Raw genomic sequence first — 20,725 nt, 5'->3', positions numbered from 1 at the left:
CCCGTCGCCCCCACGGGACCGGCCGGGCCCGCCGGACCGGTCTGGCCCGTGGCTGCGGTCAGTCCCCGCGCCCCTCTCAGCCCCCGAAAGCCCCTCGGTCCCCGGAAACCTCTCGGCCCCCTCGGCCCCGCGGCACCCGTGGCACCCGTGGCACCCGTCGCACCCGCGGGACCGGCCTCGCCCGTGGCACCGGTCGCACCCGTGGCACCGGCGGGTCCACGCCGTCCCTGCACGCCTCTGGACCCCGTCGCGCCCACGGGACCGGCCGGGCCGGTCGGGCCCCTGGCACCCGCGGGTCCGGCCGCACCGGCCGGGCCGCGTGCACCGGTCGCACCGGTCGCACCGGTGTCACCGGCGGGTCCCCTCACACCGCGCGGGCCCCTCGGCCCCGTCAGGCCCGTCGGTCCTGCCGGTCCTGCCGGTCCTGTCGCGCCCGGTGCGCCCGGTGCGCCCGGTGCGCCGTCCGTATCGTCCGCCCCCGCGGGGCCGGCCGGACCTGCGGGACCGACCGGCCCCGCGGGCCCCGGAGGACCTGGGGGCCCCGGAGGGCCCGTGTCAGCGGGAAACACGCCGGGAGGCCCCTGCGGGCCCACGGGACCCGGGGGGCCCGCCGGTCCCGGCAGGCTCGGACCCGGCCGGCCCTCCTCACCCTCGGCCCCCTTCTCACCCCTGGGGCCCGCGGGACCGCGTGGTCCGCGCCTGCACTCGCGGTGGCAGACCGTGATCCCGCAGCCGCAGCGCCTGCATCGCCCGTCCCGGCACCCGGCCCCGGGACGGGTGCGGTGCTTCGCGAGGGGATCGGTGAGGTAGGCGTCCGCGGCCGTACCGGCGAGCACGAAGGACGAGCCGTACCGGCCCTCCCTCTCCCCGGCGTCGGCACCCGCGAGCGTCCGGCACGACGCCGCCAGGTAGGCCCCGGCGATCGTCGCCGTGACGATCAGGGTGTAGGCACACCCGTCGAAGCCCACCCACGAAATGCGCCTGTTACCCCTATAGGTCATTTTTCCCATTCAAGGTCTGTCATGAGGAATCCGGGCAGCAGCCCCGATCGGCGACCAGCATTACATTCCCGATCCGGGAAACATCGGCACATCGAACACGCCAACAGTCATTAAATTACGAGCGTAGTAACGAAATCCCCACAACAGTGAATTTTCTACCAGAAACTAATGATGAACCACTCCGGCGCCGGGTCGACGAGGTGCCGGCCGCCGTACGACAGCGCGACCGGATCGGCTCCCCGGGGCGCTACAGCCCGGTCGCGCTACCGTACGGGGCCCCGACCTGCCGCCGGGGCGACCGGCCCGCGACGGGTCAGGGCCATTCCTCGCCGTTCCGGGAATGGAGTGGGCATTTCCCTTCGGTGTCCGCCGTTTCGGGTCACGTCCCGTTCTCGTACCGGGCCGGGCCCCGTCCGGTGACCTGATCGGCCGCAGGCGCTTTCTGAGCCGGCCCTCAGCTCCTCTCAGCGTGATCACAGCGGCCCGCGCACATGATGAGGGCCGTTCACCGGGGGCGCGAAAAGGCGCCTCGACACCAGGGAGAAGCGCATGAGAAGAGCGACCGGCGGCATGGCACTGATCTCGGTCGTCGCCCTCACCGTTCCGTCGACGAGCGCGACGACGGCGAGCGCGACGACAGCGAACGGGACGACGAGCACGACGACGGCGAGCGCGACGACGGCCGACGCCGCGACCGGACGCCCCGCGGCGGAGAGGCCGGTCATCGGGGTCGTCAAGGGCTCGGGCCGGATCGCCTATCCCGATCCGGACGACGACGTGCGGTTCACCGTGGACGCCACCGTCACCTACCGGCCCGGGGAGCTCGACCCCTTCGCCGGTGAGGCACGAGGCACCGCGCGGGTCCACCACCACTTCGCGAACGCCCCCACGCCGACCACCGTATGGGCGGACGTCTCCGTGGACTGCGTCCTCACCGGTGGGCGGAGTGCCACCGTCACCGGGTTCGTCACCGCCGCCTCGGCGAACAACGCGGACTGGGTCGGCCAGCGGGTCGGGTTCAGCGTCACCGACAACGGCGCCGGCCGTTTCGACAGGATCGGATGGTCGGGCCCACGCCTGGCCGGTGACCCCGAACTGCGCCGGTGCGCGGCACCCGCGCCGTTCTTCAGGGTCAAGGCGGGCGGGTACACGGTCAAGGACGTCTCGCCGTTCCCCGGCTGACCCCCGCGCGTGCCCCGCGAGGTTCCGGGATCACCGGAGACCCTCCGCGGGACTCCGTGCCGGGGGACCGGAGACCCTCCGCGGGACTCCGTGCCGGGGGACGGTGCGCGGAGGCGGGCCGCCGTACCCCGGTGACGCCCCGCGACCACGACCGGGGCCCCGTGGCACCGTCCCGCCGGCGACGGGAGGGTGCCACGGGGACAGGGGTCAGACCGGCGGGTCCAGCCGGACGACCGCGAGCGAGCGGGGCGGCAGGGACAGCTCCTCCCCCTGCACGGTCACCGACGCCTCCGAGGCGAGCAGGACGTGTCCCGGCGCGGACCGGCCCGTGCCGAGCCTGACCGTGAGCGGGACCGGCCCGAGGTTGGCCGCCACCCTGAGCCCTCCCCGGTGCACGACCAGCCAGGACTCGCCGTGGTCGACCTTGACCCGGTCCAGCCGGGGGTCGGTCAGCTCGGGGTGGGCGCGGCGCAGCGCGATCAGGGCCCGGTACCAGTCCAGGTGGGCCCGGTGGGCGTCCTTGTCCAGCTCGCTCCAGTCGAGCTTGGAGCGCAGGAACGTGGTCTCCTCGCCGGGGTCGGGCGCCTTCTCGGCCCAGTCGTCGTAGCCGAAGCCCACGAACTCCCGGCGCCGCCGGTCACCCTCGCCCTCGCGCAGCTGCGGCTCCACGTGGTCGGTGAAGAACAGGAACGGCGAGCGCGTCCCCCACTCCTCCCCCATGAACAGCATGGGCGTGAACGGCGAGGTCAGCAGGAGCCCGGCGGCGAGCCGGAGCGCCTCGGGGTCCAGCCGGTCGCCCTCGGCCCGGTTGCCGATCTGGTCGTGGTTCTGCGCGCAGCAGACGAAGCGGTACCCGGGAACGTGGGACGCCGGGCGGCCGTGGGAGCGTCCCCGGAAGGCGGAGAAGGTCCCGTCGTGGTAGTAGCCGTGGCTGAGCACCTTGGGCAGGGCACCGTGGAAGTCGTCGTAGTAGCCGTGCCGCTCACCGCTCACCGCGACGTGCAGGGCGTGGTGGACGTCGTCGTTCCAGGCCCCCGTCAGGCCGTACCCACCGGCCTCGCGGGGCGTCATCAGCCGGGGGTCGTTGAGGTCGGACTCGGCGATGAGCGTCAGCGGCCTGCCCACCGCGGCCGAGAGCGCCTCGGTCTCGACGGCCAGCTCCTCCAGCAGGTGCACGGCCCGGCTGTCGTGCAGCGCGTGCACGGCGTCCAGCCGCAGGCCGTCGACGTGGTAGTCGCGCAGCCACTGCATCGCGTTGCCGACGAAGTAGGCGCGCACCTCGTCGGACCCGGGACCGTCCAGGTTGACCGCCTGCCCCCAGAAGGAGGAGGCGCTGGAGTGGAAGTACGGGCCGAAGGGGGCCAGGAAGTTCCCCGAGGGACCCAGGTGGTTGTAGACGACGTCGAGGATCACGCCCAGCCCGCGCCGGTGGCAGGCGTCCACGAAGCGCTTGAAGGCGTCCGGGCCGCCGTAGTTCTCGGTGACCGCCCACAGGTCCACGCCGTCGTAGCCCCAGTTGCGGCCGCCCGGCACCGGCGGCACCGGCATGACCTCGACGAAGTCGATGCCCAGGTCGACCAGGTGCTCCAGCTTGCCGATCGCCGCGTCGAAGGTGCCCTCGGGGGTGAAGGTGCCGATGTGCAGCTCGTAGATGACCGCGCCCGGCAGGTCACGGCCCCGCCACAGCTCGTCGCCCCACTCGAAGCGGTCGTGGTCGTACAGGCGGCTCGGGCCGAAGATGCCGTCCGGTTGCCAGCGGCTTCGGGGATCGGGCATCGGGTCGCCGCCGTCCAGCCGGAACCGGTAGTCGGTGCCGTGGCCGGCGCCGGGGACCTCCGCGGTCCACCAGCCGCCGCCCGACGCCGACATGGGGTAGCGGACCTCGCCGATCTCCACGTCCACCGACGTCGCCTGTGGCGCCCATACTTCGAACACGTGTCAGTTCCTTTCCAGCAGCGCGACAGGGTGGATGGAGAGCAGGTGCGCCAGGGGGATGCGGCCGGTGTGCTCGGTGCCGGTCAGCAGGTCCCGCCAGGTGCCGCGCGGCAGGGTGAGCGTGTCGCCCCCCCAGCCGCCGCGCCGCTCCAGCCCGACCGGGAGCCGGGTGGCGACGGTCACGGCCCGCTCGCCGCGGGCGAAGGCGATCGCGTGCTCGCCCGCCTCGATCGGCAGGTACGGCGCGTCCGGGCCCAGCCGGTGCCGCAGCCCCAGGGCGTGGGAGGTGACGGCCAGCTTGGCCTCGTCCCAGGTGAGGTCCTCGGCGGCGGTGCTCGGGTTGGCCTCGTCGGGGTTGGCGTGACTCGCGTGGGCCTGGGCCGACGAGAGCATCCGGCGCCGGAGCTGGAAGTCCACCGGGCGGCGGTTGTCCGGGTCGACCAGGGAGAAGTCGGTGATCTCGTTCCCCCAGTACAGGTCGGGCACGCCGGGCAGCATGAGCTGGACGAGCTTCTGCCCCAGCGAGTTGGACCTGGCGTACGGCTCGATCCTGGCGCCGAACTCCGCGATCGAAGGACCGCACTCCTCCACCGCGCGGGTGACGAAGTCGCGGATGCCGCGCTCGTAGGCCGGGTCCGGGGTGGCCCAGGAGATCGAGGTCTTGGCCTCGCGGGCCGCCTTGAACAGGTAGTCGAAGAACCTGTCCGGGTCGATCGGCCAGGACGCCATCAGGTTCTGCCAGGCCAGGTAGTCGAGGGCCGGGTCGAAGGAGACCTTCGCCGACCACTCGCCGACCGCCGCCGCCCAGTCGGCGGGCATCTCCGACAGCACGGCCAGCCGGGCCCGTACGTCCTCGGAGCGTTTGGTGTCGTGGGTGGACAGCGTCGTCATGGTGGCCGGGGACATCCTCCGGCAGAACGCGTGGAACTCCTCGACGGACTCGCCGAACCGGTCGGGCTCGCCGCCCACCTCGTTCAGGCAGGACAGCGGGTACCAGCGGTACAGGGCGGTGTCCTCGACCCCCTTGGCCATCACCGGCCCGCAGGTCTGCTGGAAGCGGGTGACGGCCTCGGCCGGCCCGTGCAGCACCTGCCGGACGACCTCGTCGACCGGGGCGCCCTCGGGCAGGTGCCCGGCCGCGATCCGGCCGGCCTCCTCGACGATCCGCGCCGACGCCTCGGGCACCGGCTCCCCGGGCACCGCGTACGCGCGGTAGACCGGCATGGCGGCCAGCAGCTCCACCAAGGTCTGCCGGTCGGAGCCGGTCACGGCGTGCAGCCGGTCGATCTCGGAGCCGAAGAACAGGTCCAGGACCTGGATCTTGGACTCGCGGACCACCTGGGCGTAGTCGGACGGCCCGCCGGTGTGCGTGACGTACAGCTCGACCAGCGGTTGTTTGCCGGCCGGGTCGACGAACAGGCCGGTGATGCGGTTGAGCACGTCGTAGCCGGTGGTGCCGTCGCAGTCCCAGTCGGCGGGCAGCCGCTCGGAGCCGACCAGGATCTTCTCGGCCACGGTCCACAGCCCCGAGGCCGCGCGCAGCCGAGACAGGTAGCCGCGCGGCTCGGCGAGCCCGTCGGGGTGGTCCACCCGCAGCCCCTGGACGACGCCCTCCTTGACCAGGGCGAGGATGAGGGCGTGCGTGTCGTCGAAGACCTGCGGGTCCTCGACGCGCAGCCCGATCAGCGAGGAGACGTCGAAGAAGCGGCGGTAGCCGGGCCCGCGCCGCCAGTCGACCAGCCGGTAGTGGGTGTCGGGCAGCGGGAACTCGTGGTCGTGGTAGCGCAGCACGTCGCCGTCCGCCACGACCTCCTCCGGGTCGCCGCCGAGGACCGGCATGTTGACCCTGCCCTCGCCGCCCTCCCAGTCGATGTCGAACCAGGAGGCGTACGGCGACTCGCGCCCCTCCTTGAGCACCGACCAGAGCTGGGCGTTGCCCGACTCGGGCACCGGGATCGTCATGTGGTTGGGCACGATGTCGACGACGATGCCGATCCCGTGCTGGGCCAGCGTCGCCGACAGCTCCCGCAGGCCCTCGGCGCCGCCGAACTCCTCGCGGATCCGCGAGTGGTCGGTCACGTCGTAGCCGTGCTGCGACCCGGGCACGGCCTGCAGGATCGGCGACAGGTAGACGTGGCTGATCCCCAGGTCCCGCAGGTACGGGGCGAGCTCGGCCACCTTGTCGAACCCGAAGTCCGGGGTCAGCTGGAACCGGTACGTCGACAGCGGCACCTCGTAGGAGCCGGGCGAGGGCAGCGGGATCTGCCCGTCCGTCTCCAGCGGCGCCGGGTCGACGATCTGGTCGCCGTCCTCACCGGTCCTGGCGCCGGGCACCGTCTCGGCGGGCGGCACGTCCGGCACACCCTGCGGCGGCACGCTCCCGGGCCCGGGAACGGGCGCGGGCTCGGCCGGCGGTGCCCCCGGGCCGGCCGGTGCGGGCTCGGGGACGGGCGCCGGCTCGGCCGGGACCGGTCCGGTCAGGACGGGCTCGGCCGGGACGAGTCCGGGCTCGGGCCGGGTCAGCGGCTCGTGGCGGTTCATCGGCTCAGACACGGCGCAACACCCTCACCGAGCGGCCGACCACCGGCACGCTCTCTCCGGCCCGGCACAGCCGGGTGTCGATCGTGATCGGCATGGCCGTGTCGATCTCCGTCAGCCACATCTCGCCGTAGTCCTTGGGAAGGGTGAACTTGATGACGTCGTGGTGGGCGTTGAACAGCAGCAGGAACGAGTCGTCGGCGATCTGCCGGCCCCGGCGGTCGGGCTCGGTGATGGCGTCGCCGTTCAGGAAGACCGCCAGCGACTTGGCGTAGCCCACGTTCCAGTCGGCGTCGGTCATCTTCTCCCCCTTGGGGGTGAGCCAGGCGATGTCGCTGAGGCTGTCCTCGGACCCGCGTACCGGGCGCCCGTAGAAGAACCTGCGCCGCCGGAAGACCGGGTGGTCGGCGCGGAGCTTGGCCACCCGCCGGGTGAACTCCAGCAGCAGCCAGTTCTCCCTGACGTCGGACCAGTCGACCCAGCTGAGCTCGTTGTCCTGGCAGTAGACGTTGTTGTTGCCCCGCTGGGTGCGGCCCAGCTCGTCGCCGTGGGAGAGCATCGGGACGCCCTGGGACAGGAACAGGGTCGTCAGGAAGTTCCGCTTCTGCTGCTCGCGCAGCGACTCGATGGCCAGCGACGCCGGCCCCTCCTCACCGCAGTTCCAGGAGCGGTTGTCGTCGGCGCCGTCCCGGTTGTCCTCGCCGTTGGCCTCGTTGTGCTTGCCGTTGTAGGACACCAGGTCCTGCAGGGTGAACCCGTCGTGGCAGGTGACGAAGTTGATGGAGGCGGCCGGACGGCGGCTGTCGTCCTGGTAGAGGTCGCTGGAGCCGGTCAGCCGGGAGGCGAACTCGGGCAGCGCGGCGGGCTCGCCCCGCCACAGGTCGCGGATCGTGTCGCGGTACAGGCCGTTCCACTCGGTCCAGCGGGCCGGGAAGTTGCCCACCTGGTAGCCGCCCGGGCCGACGTCCCACGGCTCGGCGATCAGCTTGACCTGCGAGAGCACCGGGTCCTGCTGGACCAGGTCGAAGAAGGCGCTCAGCCGGTCGACCTCGTGCAGCTCCCGCGCCAGCGTCGAGGCCAGGTCGAACCGGAAGCCGTCCACGTGCATCTCGATGACCCAGTAGCGGAGCGAGTCCATGATCATCTGGAGGACGTGCGGGGAGCGCATGAACAGGCTGTTGCCGGTGCCCGTGGTGTCCATGTAGTACCGCTTGTCGTCGTCGACCAGACGGTAGTACCCGGCGTTGTCGATGCCCCGCATGCTCAGCGTCGGGCCCAGGTGGTTGCCCTCGGCGGTGTGGTTGTAGACCACGTCGAGGATGACCTCGATGTTCGCCTCGTGCAGGGCCTTGACCATGGCCTTGAACTCCAGCACCTGCCCGCCGCGCTGCCCGGTGCTCGAATAGGCGTTGTGCGGCGCGAAGAAGCCGATGCTGTTGTAGCCCCAGTAGTTCGTCAGCCCGCGGTCGGACAGGATGTGGTCGGTGACGAACTGGTGCACCGGCATCAGTTCGAGCGCGGTCACCCCGAGCGACGTCAGGTGGTCGATGATCTCCGGGTGCCCGATCGCGGCGTAGGTGCCGCGGATCCGCTCAGGGATCTTCGGGTGGTTGATCGTCAGGCCCTTGACGTGCGCCTCGTAGATCACCGTGTTGTGGTACGGCGTGCTCGGCGGCCGGTCGTGCCCCCACCCGAAGAACGGGTTGATCACGACGGACTTCGGCATGAACACGGCCGAGTCGGCGTCGTTGAGGCTGTCGGGCTCGCCGAAGCGGTAGCCGTACACGGCCTCATTCCAGTTCACGTCGCCGTCGATCGCCTTGGCGTAGGGATCGAGCAACAGTTTGGCGGGGTTGCATCGCTGCCCCGCCGCCGGGTCGTACGGGCCGTGGACGCGGTAGCCGTACCGCTGCCCCGGGCCGACGCGCGGCAGATATCCGTGCCAGACGAACCCCTCGCACTCGGTGAGAGGGACCTTCGTCTCCTGATTGTCATCGTCGAACAGACACAGCTCGACGCGTTCCGCGGCCTCGGTGAAAAGCGCGAAGTTGGTTCCCGCGCCGTCGTAGGTGGCCCCCAGAGGATAGGGATCACCCGGCCAGATCTCGATCATTACACCGCCCCTTCAGCGGTGGACAGATATGCCCCGTGTTCGCCGTGGCATGCATACATTCCCACTCCTGTGACTCCGATCTCAGCAGATGGACGCGGCACGCCGTCACGAGCCTAGGACGGGCCCGGCCTCAGGCGTCCGGCCAGCGCGCGCACGGCGGGCTCGTACACGCGCAGGCCCGCCCGCGCCACGAAGGTCTCGGCCGCCCCCAGGTGGGCCGCGGCCCGCTCCTCGTCGCCGCCGAGCAGGGCCAGCCTGGCCAGGCAGAGGTCGGCCTGCGACCAGCCCAGCAGCCGTCCGGCGTGCGGTGCGAGCAGGCCGTACAGGACCTTGCCCGCGGTCTCGTCGCCGAGCGCGGCGCAGATCTCGCTGACGGCGTCCGCCACGAACCGGTAGGCCAGCTCGGGGCCTATCGCGGCGAAGCCGTCCCGGGCCAGGCCGGCCAGGACCTCGCGCGCCTCGCCCGTCCTGCCCAGGTCGACCAGGGCCAGGCAGCGCAGGATCGTCCAGGGCCGCTGGCCGGGCCGGCGGCCGAGCATCTCCTCGGCCAGCGCGAGCGCCCGGCCGCTCTCGCCCGCGGCGCGCAGGGACAGGAAGCGGAACGTCTCCCGGCGCAGCAGCGCGTCGTCGCGGCCCAGCGCCCCCTCGGGGTGGGCGGCACCGGAGGCGTCGGCCGCGGCGAGCGCGCCGGCGAGGTGCCCGGACAGGTAGGCGCGGACCGCGGCCTGCCACTCGGCGAGGCTGACCATCGAGGGGAGCCGCAGCCGCCCGGCGTTCTCCCGCAGCCAGGCCAGCAGCTCCGCGGCGGGCCCGGCCTCGCCGCGGGCCATCAGCTCGACGTACGCGTTCTCCCTGCCGATCCACTCGGTGACCAGGTCCCCGGTACGGCGGCCGAGCTCCACGATCTCGGCGACGACCTCCCGCCCGCGCTCGTGGTCGCGGTCGGAACGCAGCAGGATCTCCAGCGCGATCAGCGTCCTGGCCAGGGTCGCCTCGTCACCGCTGCGGCGGGCCAGCGACACCGCCTCCCGCGCCGTCTCCACGCTCCGCTCCACCGGCCGGCCGGTCGATCCGGTCAGCGCGGCGGCGGCGAGCAGCCGGGCCCGCCACGGCGAGTCGGAGGCCAGGCCGGAGGCGAGGACCCGGTCGATGCGCTCGGCCGTCCGGTCGATGCCGGTCATCTCCTCGTACATGGCCAGGTGCAGCGGGTCGGAGAAGCCGAGCACCGCCCTGGCCAGCCGGTCGTCGTCGCCGAGCCCCTCGGCGAGTTCCGCGGCGGCCTCCAGCGAGGCGCGGGCCGCCCCGGTCATCCCCGCCGCGGCCTGGGCCTCGGCCAGGTCGAGCAGCAGGTCGCAGCGGAGCGCGGCGTCCGGCTCCGCGAGCCGGTCGACCAGCGCGATCGCCTTCTCCAGGCCCTCCGCCGCGTCCTCGTGGGCGAACTGGGCACCGGCCTGGGCCGCCGCGCGCCGCGTGTAGCCGATGGCCCTGGCCGCCGACTCCGGGCCGAGCAGGCCCTCGCGGCAGTGGTGGGCGATCTCGCTCAGCCGCGTCCCGCCCCGCTCCCGGAGCACCTCGGCGATCCGCGCGTGCGTCCTCCTGCGGCGCAGCGGCGGCAGCGCCTCGCGCAGCACGTCGCGGACGATGTCGTGGACGAACCGGCAGGCCGGCCCGTCCTCGGCGACCAGCAGCCGGGCCTGCACGGCGGCGTCGACGATGTCGAGCACCCGCTCAGGGGGCGGTCCTGCCACCCGGGTCAGCACGTCGAGGTCCGCCTCCCGGCCGAGCAGCGCCGCGGCGGTCAGCACCTCCTCGGTGCCGGGCGGCAGGCCCGCCAGCCGGCCGCGTACCACGTCCGGCAGCGCCCCGGGTGTCTCACCGAGCCGGAGCGCCTCGCCCAGGAAGAACGGGTTGCCCGCGGTGAGCCTGCCCATCTCGGCCGCCCTGCCCGGGTCGGCCCCGGCCCGCTCCAGGTAGCGGCGGATCTCCTGCTCGTTCAGGCCGCGCAGCGGGAGCCGCCGCACGTGCGGCAGCCGCGCCAGCGCGCCCAGCGTGCGCCCCAGCGGCCCCGCGTCCCCTTCCCCGGTGTCGCGGTACGTCGCCACCACGGTCAGCTCGGGGCAGAGCCGGGTGGAGGCCAGGAACTCCAGCAGCCGCAGCGACGACGGGTCCGCCCACTGCAGGTCGTCGAGCACCACCAGCGTCCGGCCGTGCTCGTTCAGCAGCCGGGCGAACGCCTCGTACAGCTCGAACTGCCCGGTCCCCGGCGAGGCACCCGGCGTGCCCGGCGTGCTTTGAGTGCCCGGGGTGCCTTGGGCGCCCGGGATGCTTTGGGTGCCTTGGGTGCCTGAGATGCTCGGTCGCGCTCCGGTTCCGGTGAGCTGCGCCAGCTCCCCGTCCCTGCCGACCAGTTCCCGTACCGCCTGTGTCCAGGGCCAGAACGGGGGCGCGCCGGCGCCGTCCCAGCAGCGGCCCCACACCACCCGCCGGCCCCGGGCCCGCGCGGCGTCGGCCGCGTGCTCGGCGAGGCGGGTCTTGCCGATGCCCGGCTCCCCGGCGAGCAGCACCACCCGGTGCCCGGCCCCGGCGACCACCCGCTCCAGCACCGCGGTCTCGGCGTCCCTGCCGACCGGCCCGTCGTCCTGTCCGGCCTCGGTGGCCGTCCCCGTTCCCGCGTCCCCGGCCGCGCCCACCGTGCCCACCGTGCCCACCGCGCTCGCCGCACTCGCCCGGTTCGTCACGTCCGCGACACCCACCGCGCCCACCGCGCTCGGTGTGCCCACCGTGCTCGCCGTGCTCGGCGCACCCCTCGCGCTCTGCACGCCCGCCGGGGGACGGGGGGTCAGGGCGGGGTCCTGGGCCAGGATGCGCCGCTCCATCTCCCTGGAACCCGCGTCGGGGTCCAGCCCCAGGTCCTCCATCAGCAGCCGCCGTCCTTCGGCGAGCACGGCGAGCGCGTCGGCCTGCCGGCCCGCCTGGTAAAGGGCGTGCGCCGCGAGCACCCGCAGCCGCTCCCTGAACGGGTGCGCGGCGACCAGCTGGGCCAGCCGGCCGTTCAGCGCCGCCCCCCGGCCCAGCGCCAGCTCCGCCCCGGCCAGGTCCTCCTCGATCGTCAGCCGGAACTCGGCCAGGTGCGCGGCCTCCTCGGCCGCCCAGGAGGAGGCCGCGAGGTCCGCGAGCGGCTCACCGCCCCACTCCCCCAGCGCCCGCCGCAGCTCCCGGGCCGCCCCCTCGTGGTCGCCCTCGGCCGTCCGGCCCGCGCCCGCGGCCGCGTGCTCCCGGGCCCGGCCCAGGTCGATCGCGGTGACCGGCACGTCCAGGGCGTACCCGCCCGGCCTGGTGACCAGGACCGTCGGGGCCGCCCTGCGCGTCCGGCCGGGCTCGAAGAGCCGCCGGAGCTTGGAGACGTACGCCTGCACGGTGTTGAGCGCCCCCGGGGGAGGATCGCCCTCCCAGAGCGCGTCGATCATCCGGTGCGGCCCGACCGGCCGTGGCGCGGCGAGGACGCACATGGCCAGCACCAGCCGTTGCTGGTAGGGACCGGCGTCCAGCGCCGTCCCGTCACCTGCGAGCACCCCGACCGGGCCCAGCACGCGAAAGTCCATCCGGCCCACCTCGCATTGAACTGCGCCGATAGTACCTTTCGCCTGTCCTGCCGGCCCTCACGCGACCGGCCCTCGCCGTCACGGATCCCGCCCCGCCGCTCCGGTCAGGCCCGGCTCCTCGGACGGGGTCACCGCCCTCCGCGTCGTGGAGGGTCGCGGAGGTACCCCGGCCGGTGGCCCCTCACGGTTCGAGGCCCGCCCCCGCCCGCAGCCGCCGTATCCGCCCGTCCCCCTCGCAGAGCCCGCACACGTCGCCGTCGCGCTCGGCCGGCTCGACCGCCGCCCGGCCGTTCTGGCGCGCCACCGCGCCGCTCCCGCCCGGCACCGCGCCGGCGGGCTCGTCGGCACCGGCCGCGGCCAGGGCCCGCGCGGGGCCGCGCGCGCCGGTCCGCCCCTCGCCGCCGCACAGCCCGCACCGTTGCAGGGCGTCGAAGCCCGGGGAGCGGTACGCGTGCGCGGTCAGGCGACCGCGGTCGATCTCCCACCCCTGCACCCAGGCGAACGCGTCGATCTCCCCGAAGATCCAATCGTCCAGCGCCCGGAGGCCGATGATCGCTAAGCTTCGTACTCCGATCGAGCGGCCGCTCCCGCCTTCGACGTCGTGCTTCAAGGCTTCACCCCCTGAAGATTCGCCCTTCCCGGGCCTTACCCTTTGCCTACCCCTGTTTTGTGCCGCTGGCAATATGCGTCTGGCAATTGCCATGTAGTATTTGCCAGTAGATCTTTCCGTTGGTTCGTGCCACCGCTCCGTGCCGGGTCGTACCGGAGGCCGGGCAGAGACCGGTCCGCCCGTCGGTGGCATCGAGAAGAGGGTGCGCCGATGGCCGAGAACAACCCGACCCTTCGTCGGCGCCGTCTCGGGGGCCGGCTACGGGAGCTGCGCAAACAGGCCGGGCTGACGGTCGAGCAGGCGGCCGAGGTGCTGCTCTGCACCCCCTCGAAGATCAGCAGGATGGAGAACGCCCAGCGCGGCGCCAGCCAGAGGGACGTGCGCGACCTCTGCGCCGCCTACGGCATCACGGACGAGGAACTGATCGACCAGCTCATGACGCTGGCCCGGGAGATCCGCAAACCCGGCCTGAAGCACGAGCACGGCGATCTCGGCAACGACGCCCTGTACACGTACATGGAGCTGGAGGCCGGGGCGTCGTCGATCACCGAGTTCCAGACCGCGTGCTTTCCCGGCCTGCTCCAGACCGAGGACTACGCCCGGGCCCTGATCCGGGGTCTGCTGCCACGGATGGCCGACGACGTGCTGGAGCGGCGCGTCGCCGCCCGCATGGCGCGCCAGCCGGCCGTGCTGGAGCGGCCGAAGCCCCCGCGCTACTGGGCCTTCATCGACGAGGCAGTGCTGCACCGGCGGGTCGGCGGCACCGAGATCATGAGGGCCCAGCTGGAGCACGCCCTGGTGGTCGCGGAGAAGCGCCACGTCACCCTTCAGGTCGTCCCCTTCGACAAGGGGGCCTACATGGGAGCGGGCAGCCCGTTCGTCTACCTGGAGATGGAGGAGGGCGTGGGCTCGCACGTCGTCTACATCGAGATCCTCGTCCGGAACGAGTATCTCGAGAGAGCCGACGACCTGGACGTGCACCGGGAGGCGATCGACCAGATCCGCGCCACGGCGCTGGATCCCCACGCCTCACTGGAACATATCGCCCGGATGATGCGGGCCTATATGGATTAAAAGAGAAAAAATGCACATTTCGTAATAAATAAAACGAACTCCCGCGTCACACCGGTGGTGTCAGGACGCCCGCGCAACAGGGGTCCTATTCTTTCCAAAGACACCGGGAGTGTCAATGAACTCACCGCAAGGCACGACCACTCCCCCCATGGAGTGGCGCATCTCTTCCCGCTGCAACGCGGGGAACTGCGTCCAAGTGGCCTTCGCGTCCGATATGGTCAGTGTTCGTGATTCCAAGAATCCCGACGGCGGCCTGCTGCGCTACTCGCGCGGCGATTGGGCCGTCTTCGTCCACGCCATCAAGCAGGGCGAATACGACCTCTCATAGATGGACTTAAACATGTACCGGGACCGAAATCACGGTCCCGGTACACAGTACAGCCAAAAAGAAACACTTACATTTTGGTGACGTATATTACGATGCTCCCGGCATGACATCCCGGCTTCACGACCGATCTTCTGGGAGAGCGCATGACGGGCCGACCTCGGTTCAGCAACAGCGTCTGGCACCGGCCGGCGTGCAACAACGGAAGCTGCGTGGAGGTGGCCTTCGAGCACGGCAGCGTCGGCGTGCGCGACGGCAAGCACGGAACGAACGGACCGGTCCTCGTCTTCACCCTGGCGGAGTGGGACTCCTTCGTCCGGTCCATCCGCCGAGGACGCTTCGACATCCCCTGGTTCCGGCGGATCGCCCGCAGGAACAGGAGGTTTGACCGCTGATCGATGGGTAGTCCAGCGTCTTCGCGATTGGAGGGCGCCAAGGATGGGCGGATTCAAGAAGTTCCTGCTGAGGGGCAACCTCGTCGAGCTGGCCGTCGCGGTCGTGGTCGGGGCGACCTTCAGCGGGCTGATCCAGGCACTGGTCAAGGATCTCATCACCCCCCTGATCGGAGCCGTCACGGGCGGCAGGCAGCCGGACTTCTCGCAGTACATGTTCACGATCAACGGCTCCAAGTTCATGTACGGCGACTTCATCAACCACCTTCTGACCTTCCTGATCATCGCCGCGGTCGTCTACTGGCTGGTCGTGATGCCGATGACCCGCCTGATCGGTTTCTTCGACCGGGACAAGAAGGCCACCGAGAAGGAATGCCCGGAGTGCCTGAGCGACATCCCGATCGAGGCCAAGCGCTGCGCGTTCTGCACCGTGGAACTGTCGCGGGTCGCGGTCGGTGACCGGCCCCCGGCCTGACGGGAAGTCCGGAGAACACCCCGCACCCCGGTTCACACCGGGCGGACGAAAGAGCGTCGCCGAGAGTGCGCGACCCGATATCCCCTCGGGGAGTCCGTCCCGCGTCTCGTTCCTCCGGAAATCGAGCCGATCGTTCATCGGCCCGGCCGTCCCGACGAAACGGACCGGCCGTTCCTGTGAAACGGCCCGGCCGTCCTCGGCCGAAAGGCCGGGCCGCCCTTCCCTTCCGAGGTCGCCGGTGGAATCGGCGCCCGCGGAACGGCGGCCCTTTCCATGAGACCGTCCGGGTCGGCGGGGCCGCGCCGACCGGGGACAATGGAATCGTGAGCTTCGAACTGGCCGTCTGGTACGAGCCCGAACCGATCACCCGGGAGCACGCCCGGAGCGTTCTCCAGGAGGCGCGCCACGCGGCACCGGAGGGCGTACGGGCCCGTCCGGGTGAGGCCGACCACCGTGGAGAGGACGAGGCCGAGGTCGCGGAGCCGCACCCCGGGGTGGTCGCGTTCGCCGAGCGCCTCCCCGGTGCCGGGTGGCTCTCCCCCGATCTCGTCCTGGTCACCCTGACCCCGCAGGAGGCCGACCAGGTCTCGGCCGAGGTCTTCGCGCTGGCGGCCGAGTGCGGGCTGGTCTGCTACGACCCGCAGCGGCACCTGGTGCACAACCTGGGCCCTCGGGGCGTCTACCCCACCATGGAGATGCGCACCGGTGACGGGATGATCGTGGTGGGCCCCGACCTGCGGCTCGTCTCGGACGCGCTCACCACCCTGTCCCCGCAGAACCCGTTCATGGCATTGATCGTCTTCGGCGAGCACTTCGTCCAGACCTCCCCGGAACCGTCCGGCTACGAGCTGGAGTACCGCGACAGCGTGCGCGGGCGGATGTTCCGCACGCACGTCGCCGACCTCTCCGCGGTCCAGGACGCCTTCACCGAGTACGCCACCGGCGTGCGGGCCTTCCTGGACCGGCACGACTGGCAGCCCGTCTGACGGCCCGCCCGAGCCCTGTCCGAGCCCCGCCCGAGCCCTGTCCGATGCCCGTCCGAGGACGTCGAGCGGACGATCCGGCGGCCCCGTGACGGCACGGCCGTGTCCGCTCAGCCGCACCCGTCCAGCGCCGCGCGCGTCTGCTCGACCGACATGGGCGGGACGGGGAGCGGGTGGGCCGCGGTGGCGCGCAGGCCGTCGAGGGTGAGCGCGAGGTGCCGCCGCCAGGCGGTGGGCGCGACGCGGGAGGTGGCGCGTACCGTCGCCGCGACCCCCCAGATCACGAAAGCCATGTCGGTGATGGTGACGTCGTCGCGCAGGGCGCCCGACTCCCGGGCGCGCTCGACGATCCGCAGCATCGACGCGTACCCGGGGTCCGTCGCGGTCGCGGCCCCGCGTACGGCGAGGTCGTTGTAGCCCAGGTCGGCGGCCTGCAGCTCGCACACCGCGGTGACGAACGTGGTGAAGCCCTCCCAGGCGTCGTCCGCCTCCAGCGCCCGCCCGGCCAGCCGCGCGACCGTCGCCACCCGGTCCTCGAACACCGCCTCCACCAGCTCCGCCCGGGTGGGGAAGCGGTTGTACAGCGTGCCGATGCTGACCCCGGCCGTACGGGCGATCTCTTCGAGCGGCACGTCGAGCCCGCGGTCGGCGAAGAGCCCTCTGGCCGCCGCCAGGAGGCGTTCCCGGTTCTGCAGGGCGTCCTTGCGCATGTCCCGGAGTCTAGCTAAGTTGAGGCCCATCTCAACTTGAGGAGGGCCTCAACATATGCGACGGACCATCGTGATCACCGGAGGCACCGGCGGCATCGGCATGGCCCTGGCCCGCCACCACGCGGGGCGGGGCGACCTGGTCGTCGCCGTGGGAAGCACCGAGGAGGGTGGCCGGCGCCTTCTGGAACGGGTTCCCGGGGCGCGCTTCGTCCGGGCCGACCTCGCCTCCGTCCGGCGGACCCGCGACCTGGCCCGGCGGCTCCGGGACGAGTTCCCGGTGGTCGACGCGCTGGTCCTGGGGGCCTTCAGGTACAACACGGTGAGGGCCGAGACCGAGGAGGGGTTCGAGCGCACCTTCGCGCTGTACGTGCTCAGCCGCCTGCTCCTGGCCGAGGGCCTGCGGGGGTCGCTGCAGGGGGCACCGGCACCGGTGATCGTCAACCTGTGCGGCGTCGGGGGTCCCCGCTCGGCGGGGATCCGCTGGGACGACCTCCAGCTGACCCGGGGCTACCGTCCCTTCACCGCGACGATGCAGGGCGCCAGGGCCGTCGAGCTGCTGGCCTCGCTCCACGACGGCGGGCGGACGCGGTACGTGCTCTACAACCCCGGGTTCGTGGCGACCGGGATGCACGAGTCCTTCGGGCAGCCGGTACGCGGCGTCGTCCGGGTGGTGTCGGCGCTGTTCGCCCAGCGGGTGGACGACGCCGTGCCGCCGATCACCGCCCTCCTCGACCGTCCCCCGGCCGCGCCGCTCACCGCGTACCGCAGGGGCAGGCCCTTCGAGCTCGCCGTGGACCGCGCCTCGGCGCTGAGGATGGAGGCGGCCGTCCGCGCGATGGTGGCGGCCGTCCCCGGCTGAGCGGGCGGATCCCGGTCCCGGCACCCGGTCCTGCCGGCGGGCCGGTCCTCCCCCGTCGCACGGCCCGTCACGGCGCCCGTCACGCGGCCCGTCACGCGGCCGTCGCACGGCCCGGCCGTCGCGCGGGCGGGCCGCGGTTCACTCGCCGGGGAAGCGGACCCCCACCTGCGCGCGGACCTCGTCCAGGATGCCCATCACGTCCAGGGTGGCCTGCCAGGGGACCAGCGGGCTCTCCAGCAGGCCCTCGCGCAGGCAGCGCATGGCCTCGGCCGCCTCGTGCAGCATGCCCTTGCCCTCGAAGGGGACGTGCACGGTCTCGGGCTCCTCGCCCGCGCGGTACAGGACGAACGTGTCGGGACGGAAGAACAGGTGCGGCAGCTCGATCCGGCCGAGCGGGCCGGAGACGGACGCGGTGACCGGGCTGTCGGTGGTGATCCCGCAGGAGAGCAGGGCGACCGCGCCGCTGTCGTAGCCGAGCAGCACCCCGGTGTTCTCGTCCACCCCCTCGGGGGTGAGCCGCGCCCAGGACCGCACCCCGGCCGGGACGCCGAGCATGAGGTGGGCGAACGAGACGGGGTAGACGCCCAAGTCGAGCAGGGCGCCGCCGCCCAGCCTCGGGTCACGGAGCCGGTGGCCGGGGTCGACCGACACGGAGATCGAGAAATCGGCGTGCACGGCGTTGACCGGCCCGATCGCGCCCTCCCCGATCAGCTCGACGATCCTGCGGATGGCCGGGATGCAGCGCATCCACATGGCCTCCATGAGGAACAGGCCGCGCTCCCTGGCCAGGTCGATCAGGCTCGCGGCCTCGGCCCGGTTGAGGGTGAACGTCTTCTCGCACAGGACGGCCTTGCCCCCCTCCAGGCAGGTCCGTACCGCGTCGTGGTGGGCGTTCTGGGTGTTGGCGACGTAGACGATGTCCACCTCGGGGTCGGCGGCGAGCTCGGCCCAGCTCCCGTGGGCGCGGGGGATGCCGTGCCGGTCCGCGAAGGCCCGCGCGGACTCCACCGACCTCGATCCGACCGCGGTCACCTCGGCGTCCGGCAGCAGCTTCAGATCCTCGGTGAAGGTCGCGGCGATACCGCCGGTCGCCAGAATGCCCCACTTGATCGGCTTAATCGCGCTCATAGCCCCATATCTCACCATGCGTCGTTGTATCAGCTCCCGCCGCGGGTGCCCCCTGGGTCACGCCCGCGGGGTCCGCTCAGCCGCCCGTGTCGGCTTCCGCTCAGCCGCGCGTGTCGGCGAGCAGGGCGTTCAGCACCAGGTCGGGGTGGTCGCGCATCACGCCCCGCATCCGCCACTCGTCGGTGAACAGCGCCAGCAGGACCCCGTCCAGCGAGCGGGTGAAGACCTCCACCCCGCGCTGGCGGGCCAGGATCGGCGCCGACTCGGCGTCGGTGAGCCTGGCGATGCTGAAGTCGAGCCGGTCCATCAGGATCTCGGTGTTGAACTCGGCGGCCATCCGGTGCTTGACCACGTCGAACTGCATCGGGCCCACCGCGGCGAGCACCGGCGACTGGTCGCCCCGGACGTCGGAGCGGAGCACCTGCACCACGCCCTCGGCGTCGAGCTGCTCGATGCCCTTGCGGAACTGCTTGGACCGGCTGGAGTCGCGCACCCGGGCGGTGGAGAAGTGCTCGGGGGCGAAGCTCGGGATCCGCGGGAACTCCACGGGCGGGCCGTCGTAGAGCGTGTCACCCGGACGCAGCGCGCTGGCGTTCACCAGCCCGACCACGTCCCCGGGGTAGGCCTCGTCGATCGTGGCGCGCTCCTGGCCGAAGACCGACTGGGCGTACTTGGTGGCGAACGGGCGGGCGGTGGCCGCGTGGACGAGCACCATGCCGCGCTCGAACCTGCCCGAGCAGACCCGGACGAAGGCGATCCGGTCGCGGTGCGAGGGGTCCATGTTGGCCTGCACCTTGAAGACCAGCCCGGAGAACGGCTCCTCCAGCGGGCGCGGGTCCTCGCGCACGTCCGGGCGGGGCGTGGGCGCGGGGGCGATGTCGACCATGGCGTCCAGCAGGCGGCCGACGCCGAAGTTGGACAGCGCGGCACCGAACAGCACCGGGGTGGCCTCGTGCGCCTCGAAGGCCTTCTGGTCGTGGTCGGCGCCGATCGCGGAGAGCAGGTCGATCTCGTCCTTGGCCCGCTCCCAGTCCTCGCCCAGCTCGGCCAGGGCCCGCTCCGCGGTCAGGTCGGTCTCGATGGCCTTGGTGGCGCCACCGGGGGTCCGGGTGTAGCGGACGATCCGGTCGGCGGTCCGGTCGGCCACCCCGTGGAAGAACCCTCCGGTGCCGATCGGCCAGGTGATCGGCGTGGGCTTCAGACCGGTCCGCTCCTCGATCTCGTCCAGCAGCTCCAGGGCCTCGCGTCCGGGCCGGTCCCACTTGTTGACGAACGTGATCACCGGGATGCGGCGGTGCCGGCAGACCTCGAACAGCTTGAGCGTCTGCGGCTCCATGCCCTTGGCCGCGTCCAGCAGCATGACCGCGCAGTCGACGGCGGCCAGCACCCGGTAGGTGTCCTCGGAGAAGTCGGCGTGACCGGGGGTGTCGACCAGGTTGAACATGTGCCCGCGGTACTCGAAGCGGAGCGCGGCCGAGGTGATGGAGATGCCCCTGGCCTTCTCCATCTCCATCCAGTCGGAGGTCACCCCGCGCCGCCCGGACTTGCCGTGCACCGCGCCGGCCTGGCTGATCGCCGAGGCGTGCAGGGCCAGCGCCTCGGTCATGGTCGACTTACCCGCGTCGGGGTGGCTGATCACCGCGAACGTGCGGCGCCGTGCCGCCTCCTGAATGATCGCGGCCATTCCTGGTCTCCTCGGTGCGTAAGGCGCGGAACTCCGGGCACGGTGCAACCGCACCGAAGGGGCCCAGGAGAGTGGTTCTGAAACAGCTTACGCGCCGCCACGGCCGTCAACAGA

The 20,725-nt window shown here is 72.3% G+C and carries 15 protein-coding genes; 7 read left to right on the top strand and 8 right to left on the bottom strand.

Annotation, left to right across the window (positions count from 1 at the left end; genetic code table 11):
* Positions 1–1,550: 1,550 nt before the first annotated feature.
* Positions 1,551–2,183: a hypothetical protein gene (locus ACZ6RT_RS12635; RefSeq protein WP_470153476.1), complete on the top strand. Its 633-nt coding sequence runs from the start codon at positions 1,551–1,553 to the stop codon at positions 2,181–2,183.
* 207 nt (positions 2,184–2,390) lie between these two features.
* Here the strand turns inward: ACZ6RT_RS12635 and treZ are convergent, their stop codons facing one another.
* The 5 genes from treZ to ACZ6RT_RS12610 all read right to left on the bottom strand — a co-directional run bounded on the left by treZ (position 2,391) and on the right by ACZ6RT_RS12610 (position 12,981).
* Entirely contained in the window at positions 2,391–4,118 is a 1,728-nt protein-coding gene (gene treZ / locus ACZ6RT_RS12630) for a malto-oligosyltrehalose trehalohydrolase (protein WP_470153474.1), read from the bottom strand.
* Between the two features lie 3 nt (positions 4,119–4,121).
* The gene (gene treY, locus ACZ6RT_RS12625) at positions 4,122–6,671 is read right to left on the bottom strand and encodes a malto-oligosyltrehalose synthase (protein ID WP_470153472.1); all 2,550 of its coding nucleotides are present in this window, start codon (positions 6,669–6,671) and stop codon (positions 4,122–4,124) included.
* Positions 6,664–8,769, bottom strand: a complete 2,106-nt coding sequence (glgX, locus tag ACZ6RT_RS12620; RefSeq protein ID WP_399187577.1) for a glycogen debranching protein GlgX — start codon at positions 8,767–8,769, stop codon at positions 6,664–6,666. Before glgX ends, treY begins: the two co-directional genes overlap by 8 nt.
* A 113-nt stretch (positions 8,770–8,882) precedes the next feature.
* A complete protein-coding gene (locus ACZ6RT_RS12615; protein ID WP_470153470.1) occupies positions 8,883–12,371 on the bottom strand; it encodes a BTAD domain-containing putative transcriptional regulator in 3,489 nt (1,162 codons plus the stop codon).
* A gap of 181 nt (positions 12,372–12,552) precedes the next feature.
* Positions 12,553–12,981, bottom strand: a complete 429-nt coding sequence (locus ACZ6RT_RS12610; RefSeq protein WP_470153468.1) for a hypothetical protein — start codon at positions 12,979–12,981, stop codon at positions 12,553–12,555.
* A 210-nt stretch (positions 12,982–13,191) separates the two neighbouring features.
* Here ACZ6RT_RS12610 and ACZ6RT_RS12605 point away from each other — a divergent pair, with 210 nt between their 5' ends.
* From ACZ6RT_RS12605 to ACZ6RT_RS12585, 5 genes are all read left to right on the top strand, one after another.
* Complete coding sequence (locus ACZ6RT_RS12605; RefSeq protein ID WP_399187583.1) at positions 13,192–14,055, top strand: helix-turn-helix domain-containing protein; 864 nt, start codon at positions 13,192–13,194, stop codon at positions 14,053–14,055.
* A 148-nt stretch (positions 14,056–14,203) separates the two neighbouring features.
* Positions 14,204–14,383 (top strand): DUF397 domain-containing protein, encoded by a 180-nt coding sequence (locus tag ACZ6RT_RS12600; protein ID WP_344888781.1) that lies wholly within the window; start codon positions 14,204–14,206, stop codon positions 14,381–14,383.
* A 143-nt stretch (positions 14,384–14,526) separates the two neighbouring features.
* Complete coding sequence (locus tag ACZ6RT_RS12595) at positions 14,527–14,775, top strand: DUF397 domain-containing protein (RefSeq protein WP_399187585.1); 249 nt, start codon at positions 14,527–14,529, stop codon at positions 14,773–14,775.
* Positions 14,776–14,818: 43 nt separating this feature from the next.
* Positions 14,819–15,247: a large conductance mechanosensitive channel protein MscL gene (mscL, locus tag ACZ6RT_RS12590; protein ID WP_399187587.1), complete on the top strand. Its 429-nt coding sequence runs from the start codon at positions 14,819–14,821 to the stop codon at positions 15,245–15,247.
* 323 nt (positions 15,248–15,570) lie between these two features.
* Positions 15,571–16,233 (top strand): hypothetical protein, encoded by a 663-nt coding sequence (locus ACZ6RT_RS12585; protein WP_470153466.1) that lies wholly within the window; start codon positions 15,571–15,573, stop codon positions 16,231–16,233.
* A 107-nt stretch (positions 16,234–16,340) separates the two neighbouring features.
* Here ACZ6RT_RS12585 and ACZ6RT_RS12580 read toward each other — a convergent pair whose 3' ends face one another.
* On the bottom strand, positions 16,341–16,940 hold the full coding sequence (locus ACZ6RT_RS12580) for a TetR/AcrR family transcriptional regulator (protein ID WP_399187591.1): 600 nt from the start codon (positions 16,938–16,940) through the stop codon (positions 16,341–16,343).
* 55 nt (positions 16,941–16,995) lie between these two features.
* On the opposite strand from ACZ6RT_RS12580, the gene ACZ6RT_RS12575 reads away from it, so the two are divergent.
* On the top strand, positions 16,996–17,799 hold the full coding sequence (locus ACZ6RT_RS12575) for an SDR family NAD(P)-dependent oxidoreductase (RefSeq protein WP_399187593.1): 804 nt from the start codon (positions 16,996–16,998) through the stop codon (positions 17,797–17,799).
* Positions 17,800–17,937: 138 nt separating this feature from the next.
* Here ACZ6RT_RS12575 and ACZ6RT_RS12570 read toward each other — a convergent pair whose 3' ends face one another.
* Positions 17,938–18,927, bottom strand: a complete 990-nt coding sequence (locus ACZ6RT_RS12570) for a Gfo/Idh/MocA family protein (protein WP_399187595.1) — start codon at positions 18,925–18,927, stop codon at positions 17,938–17,940.
* 100 nt (positions 18,928–19,027) lie between these two features.
* Entirely contained in the window at positions 19,028–20,611 is a 1,584-nt protein-coding gene (locus ACZ6RT_RS12565; protein ID WP_470153463.1) for a peptide chain release factor 3, read from the bottom strand.
* Positions 20,612–20,725 lie beyond the last annotated feature (114 nt).

It is taken from the genome of Streptosporangium sp. NPDC050148 (assembly GCF_055586505.1).
The sequence above is the reverse complement of the archived record's forward strand: the minus strand, read 5'-3'. Positions and strand labels throughout refer to the sequence as shown.

What these genes read in the sequence shown, in the direction of transcription:
- ACZ6RT_RS12635 (WP_470153476.1), top strand. Translation starts at nt 1,551, where the DNA reads ATGAGAAGAGCGACCGGCGGCATGGCACTGATCTCGGTCGTCGCCCTC.
- glgX (WP_399187577.1), bottom strand. Translation starts at nt 8,769, where the DNA reads ATGATCGAGATCTGGCCGGGTGATCCCTATCCTCTGGGGGCCACCTAC.
- ACZ6RT_RS12615 (WP_470153470.1), bottom strand. Translation starts at nt 12,371, where the DNA reads ATGGACTTTCGCGTGCTGGGCCCGGTCGGGGTGCTCGCAGGTGACGGG.
- ACZ6RT_RS12605 (WP_399187583.1), top strand. Translation starts at nt 13,192, where the DNA reads ATGGCCGAGAACAACCCGACCCTTCGTCGGCGCCGTCTCGGGGGCCGG.
- ACZ6RT_RS12600 (WP_344888781.1), top strand. Translation starts at nt 14,204, where the DNA reads ATGGAGTGGCGCATCTCTTCCCGCTGCAACGCGGGGAACTGCGTCCAA.
- ACZ6RT_RS12595 (WP_399187585.1), top strand. Translation starts at nt 14,527, where the DNA reads ATGACGGGCCGACCTCGGTTCAGCAACAGCGTCTGGCACCGGCCGGCG.
- mscL (WP_399187587.1), top strand. Translation starts at nt 14,819, where the DNA reads ATGGGCGGATTCAAGAAGTTCCTGCTGAGGGGCAACCTCGTCGAGCTG.
- ACZ6RT_RS12580 (WP_399187591.1), bottom strand. Translation starts at nt 16,940, where the DNA reads ATGCGCAAGGACGCCCTGCAGAACCGGGAACGCCTCCTGGCGGCGGCC.
- ACZ6RT_RS12575 (WP_399187593.1), top strand. Translation starts at nt 16,996, where the DNA reads ATGCGACGGACCATCGTGATCACCGGAGGCACCGGCGGCATCGGCATG.
- ACZ6RT_RS12570 (WP_399187595.1), bottom strand. Translation starts at nt 18,927, where the DNA reads ATGAGCGCGATTAAGCCGATCAAGTGGGGCATTCTGGCGACCGGCGGT.
- ACZ6RT_RS12565 (WP_470153463.1), bottom strand. Translation starts at nt 20,611, where the DNA reads ATGGCCGCGATCATTCAGGAGGCGGCACGGCGCCGCACGTTCGCGGTG.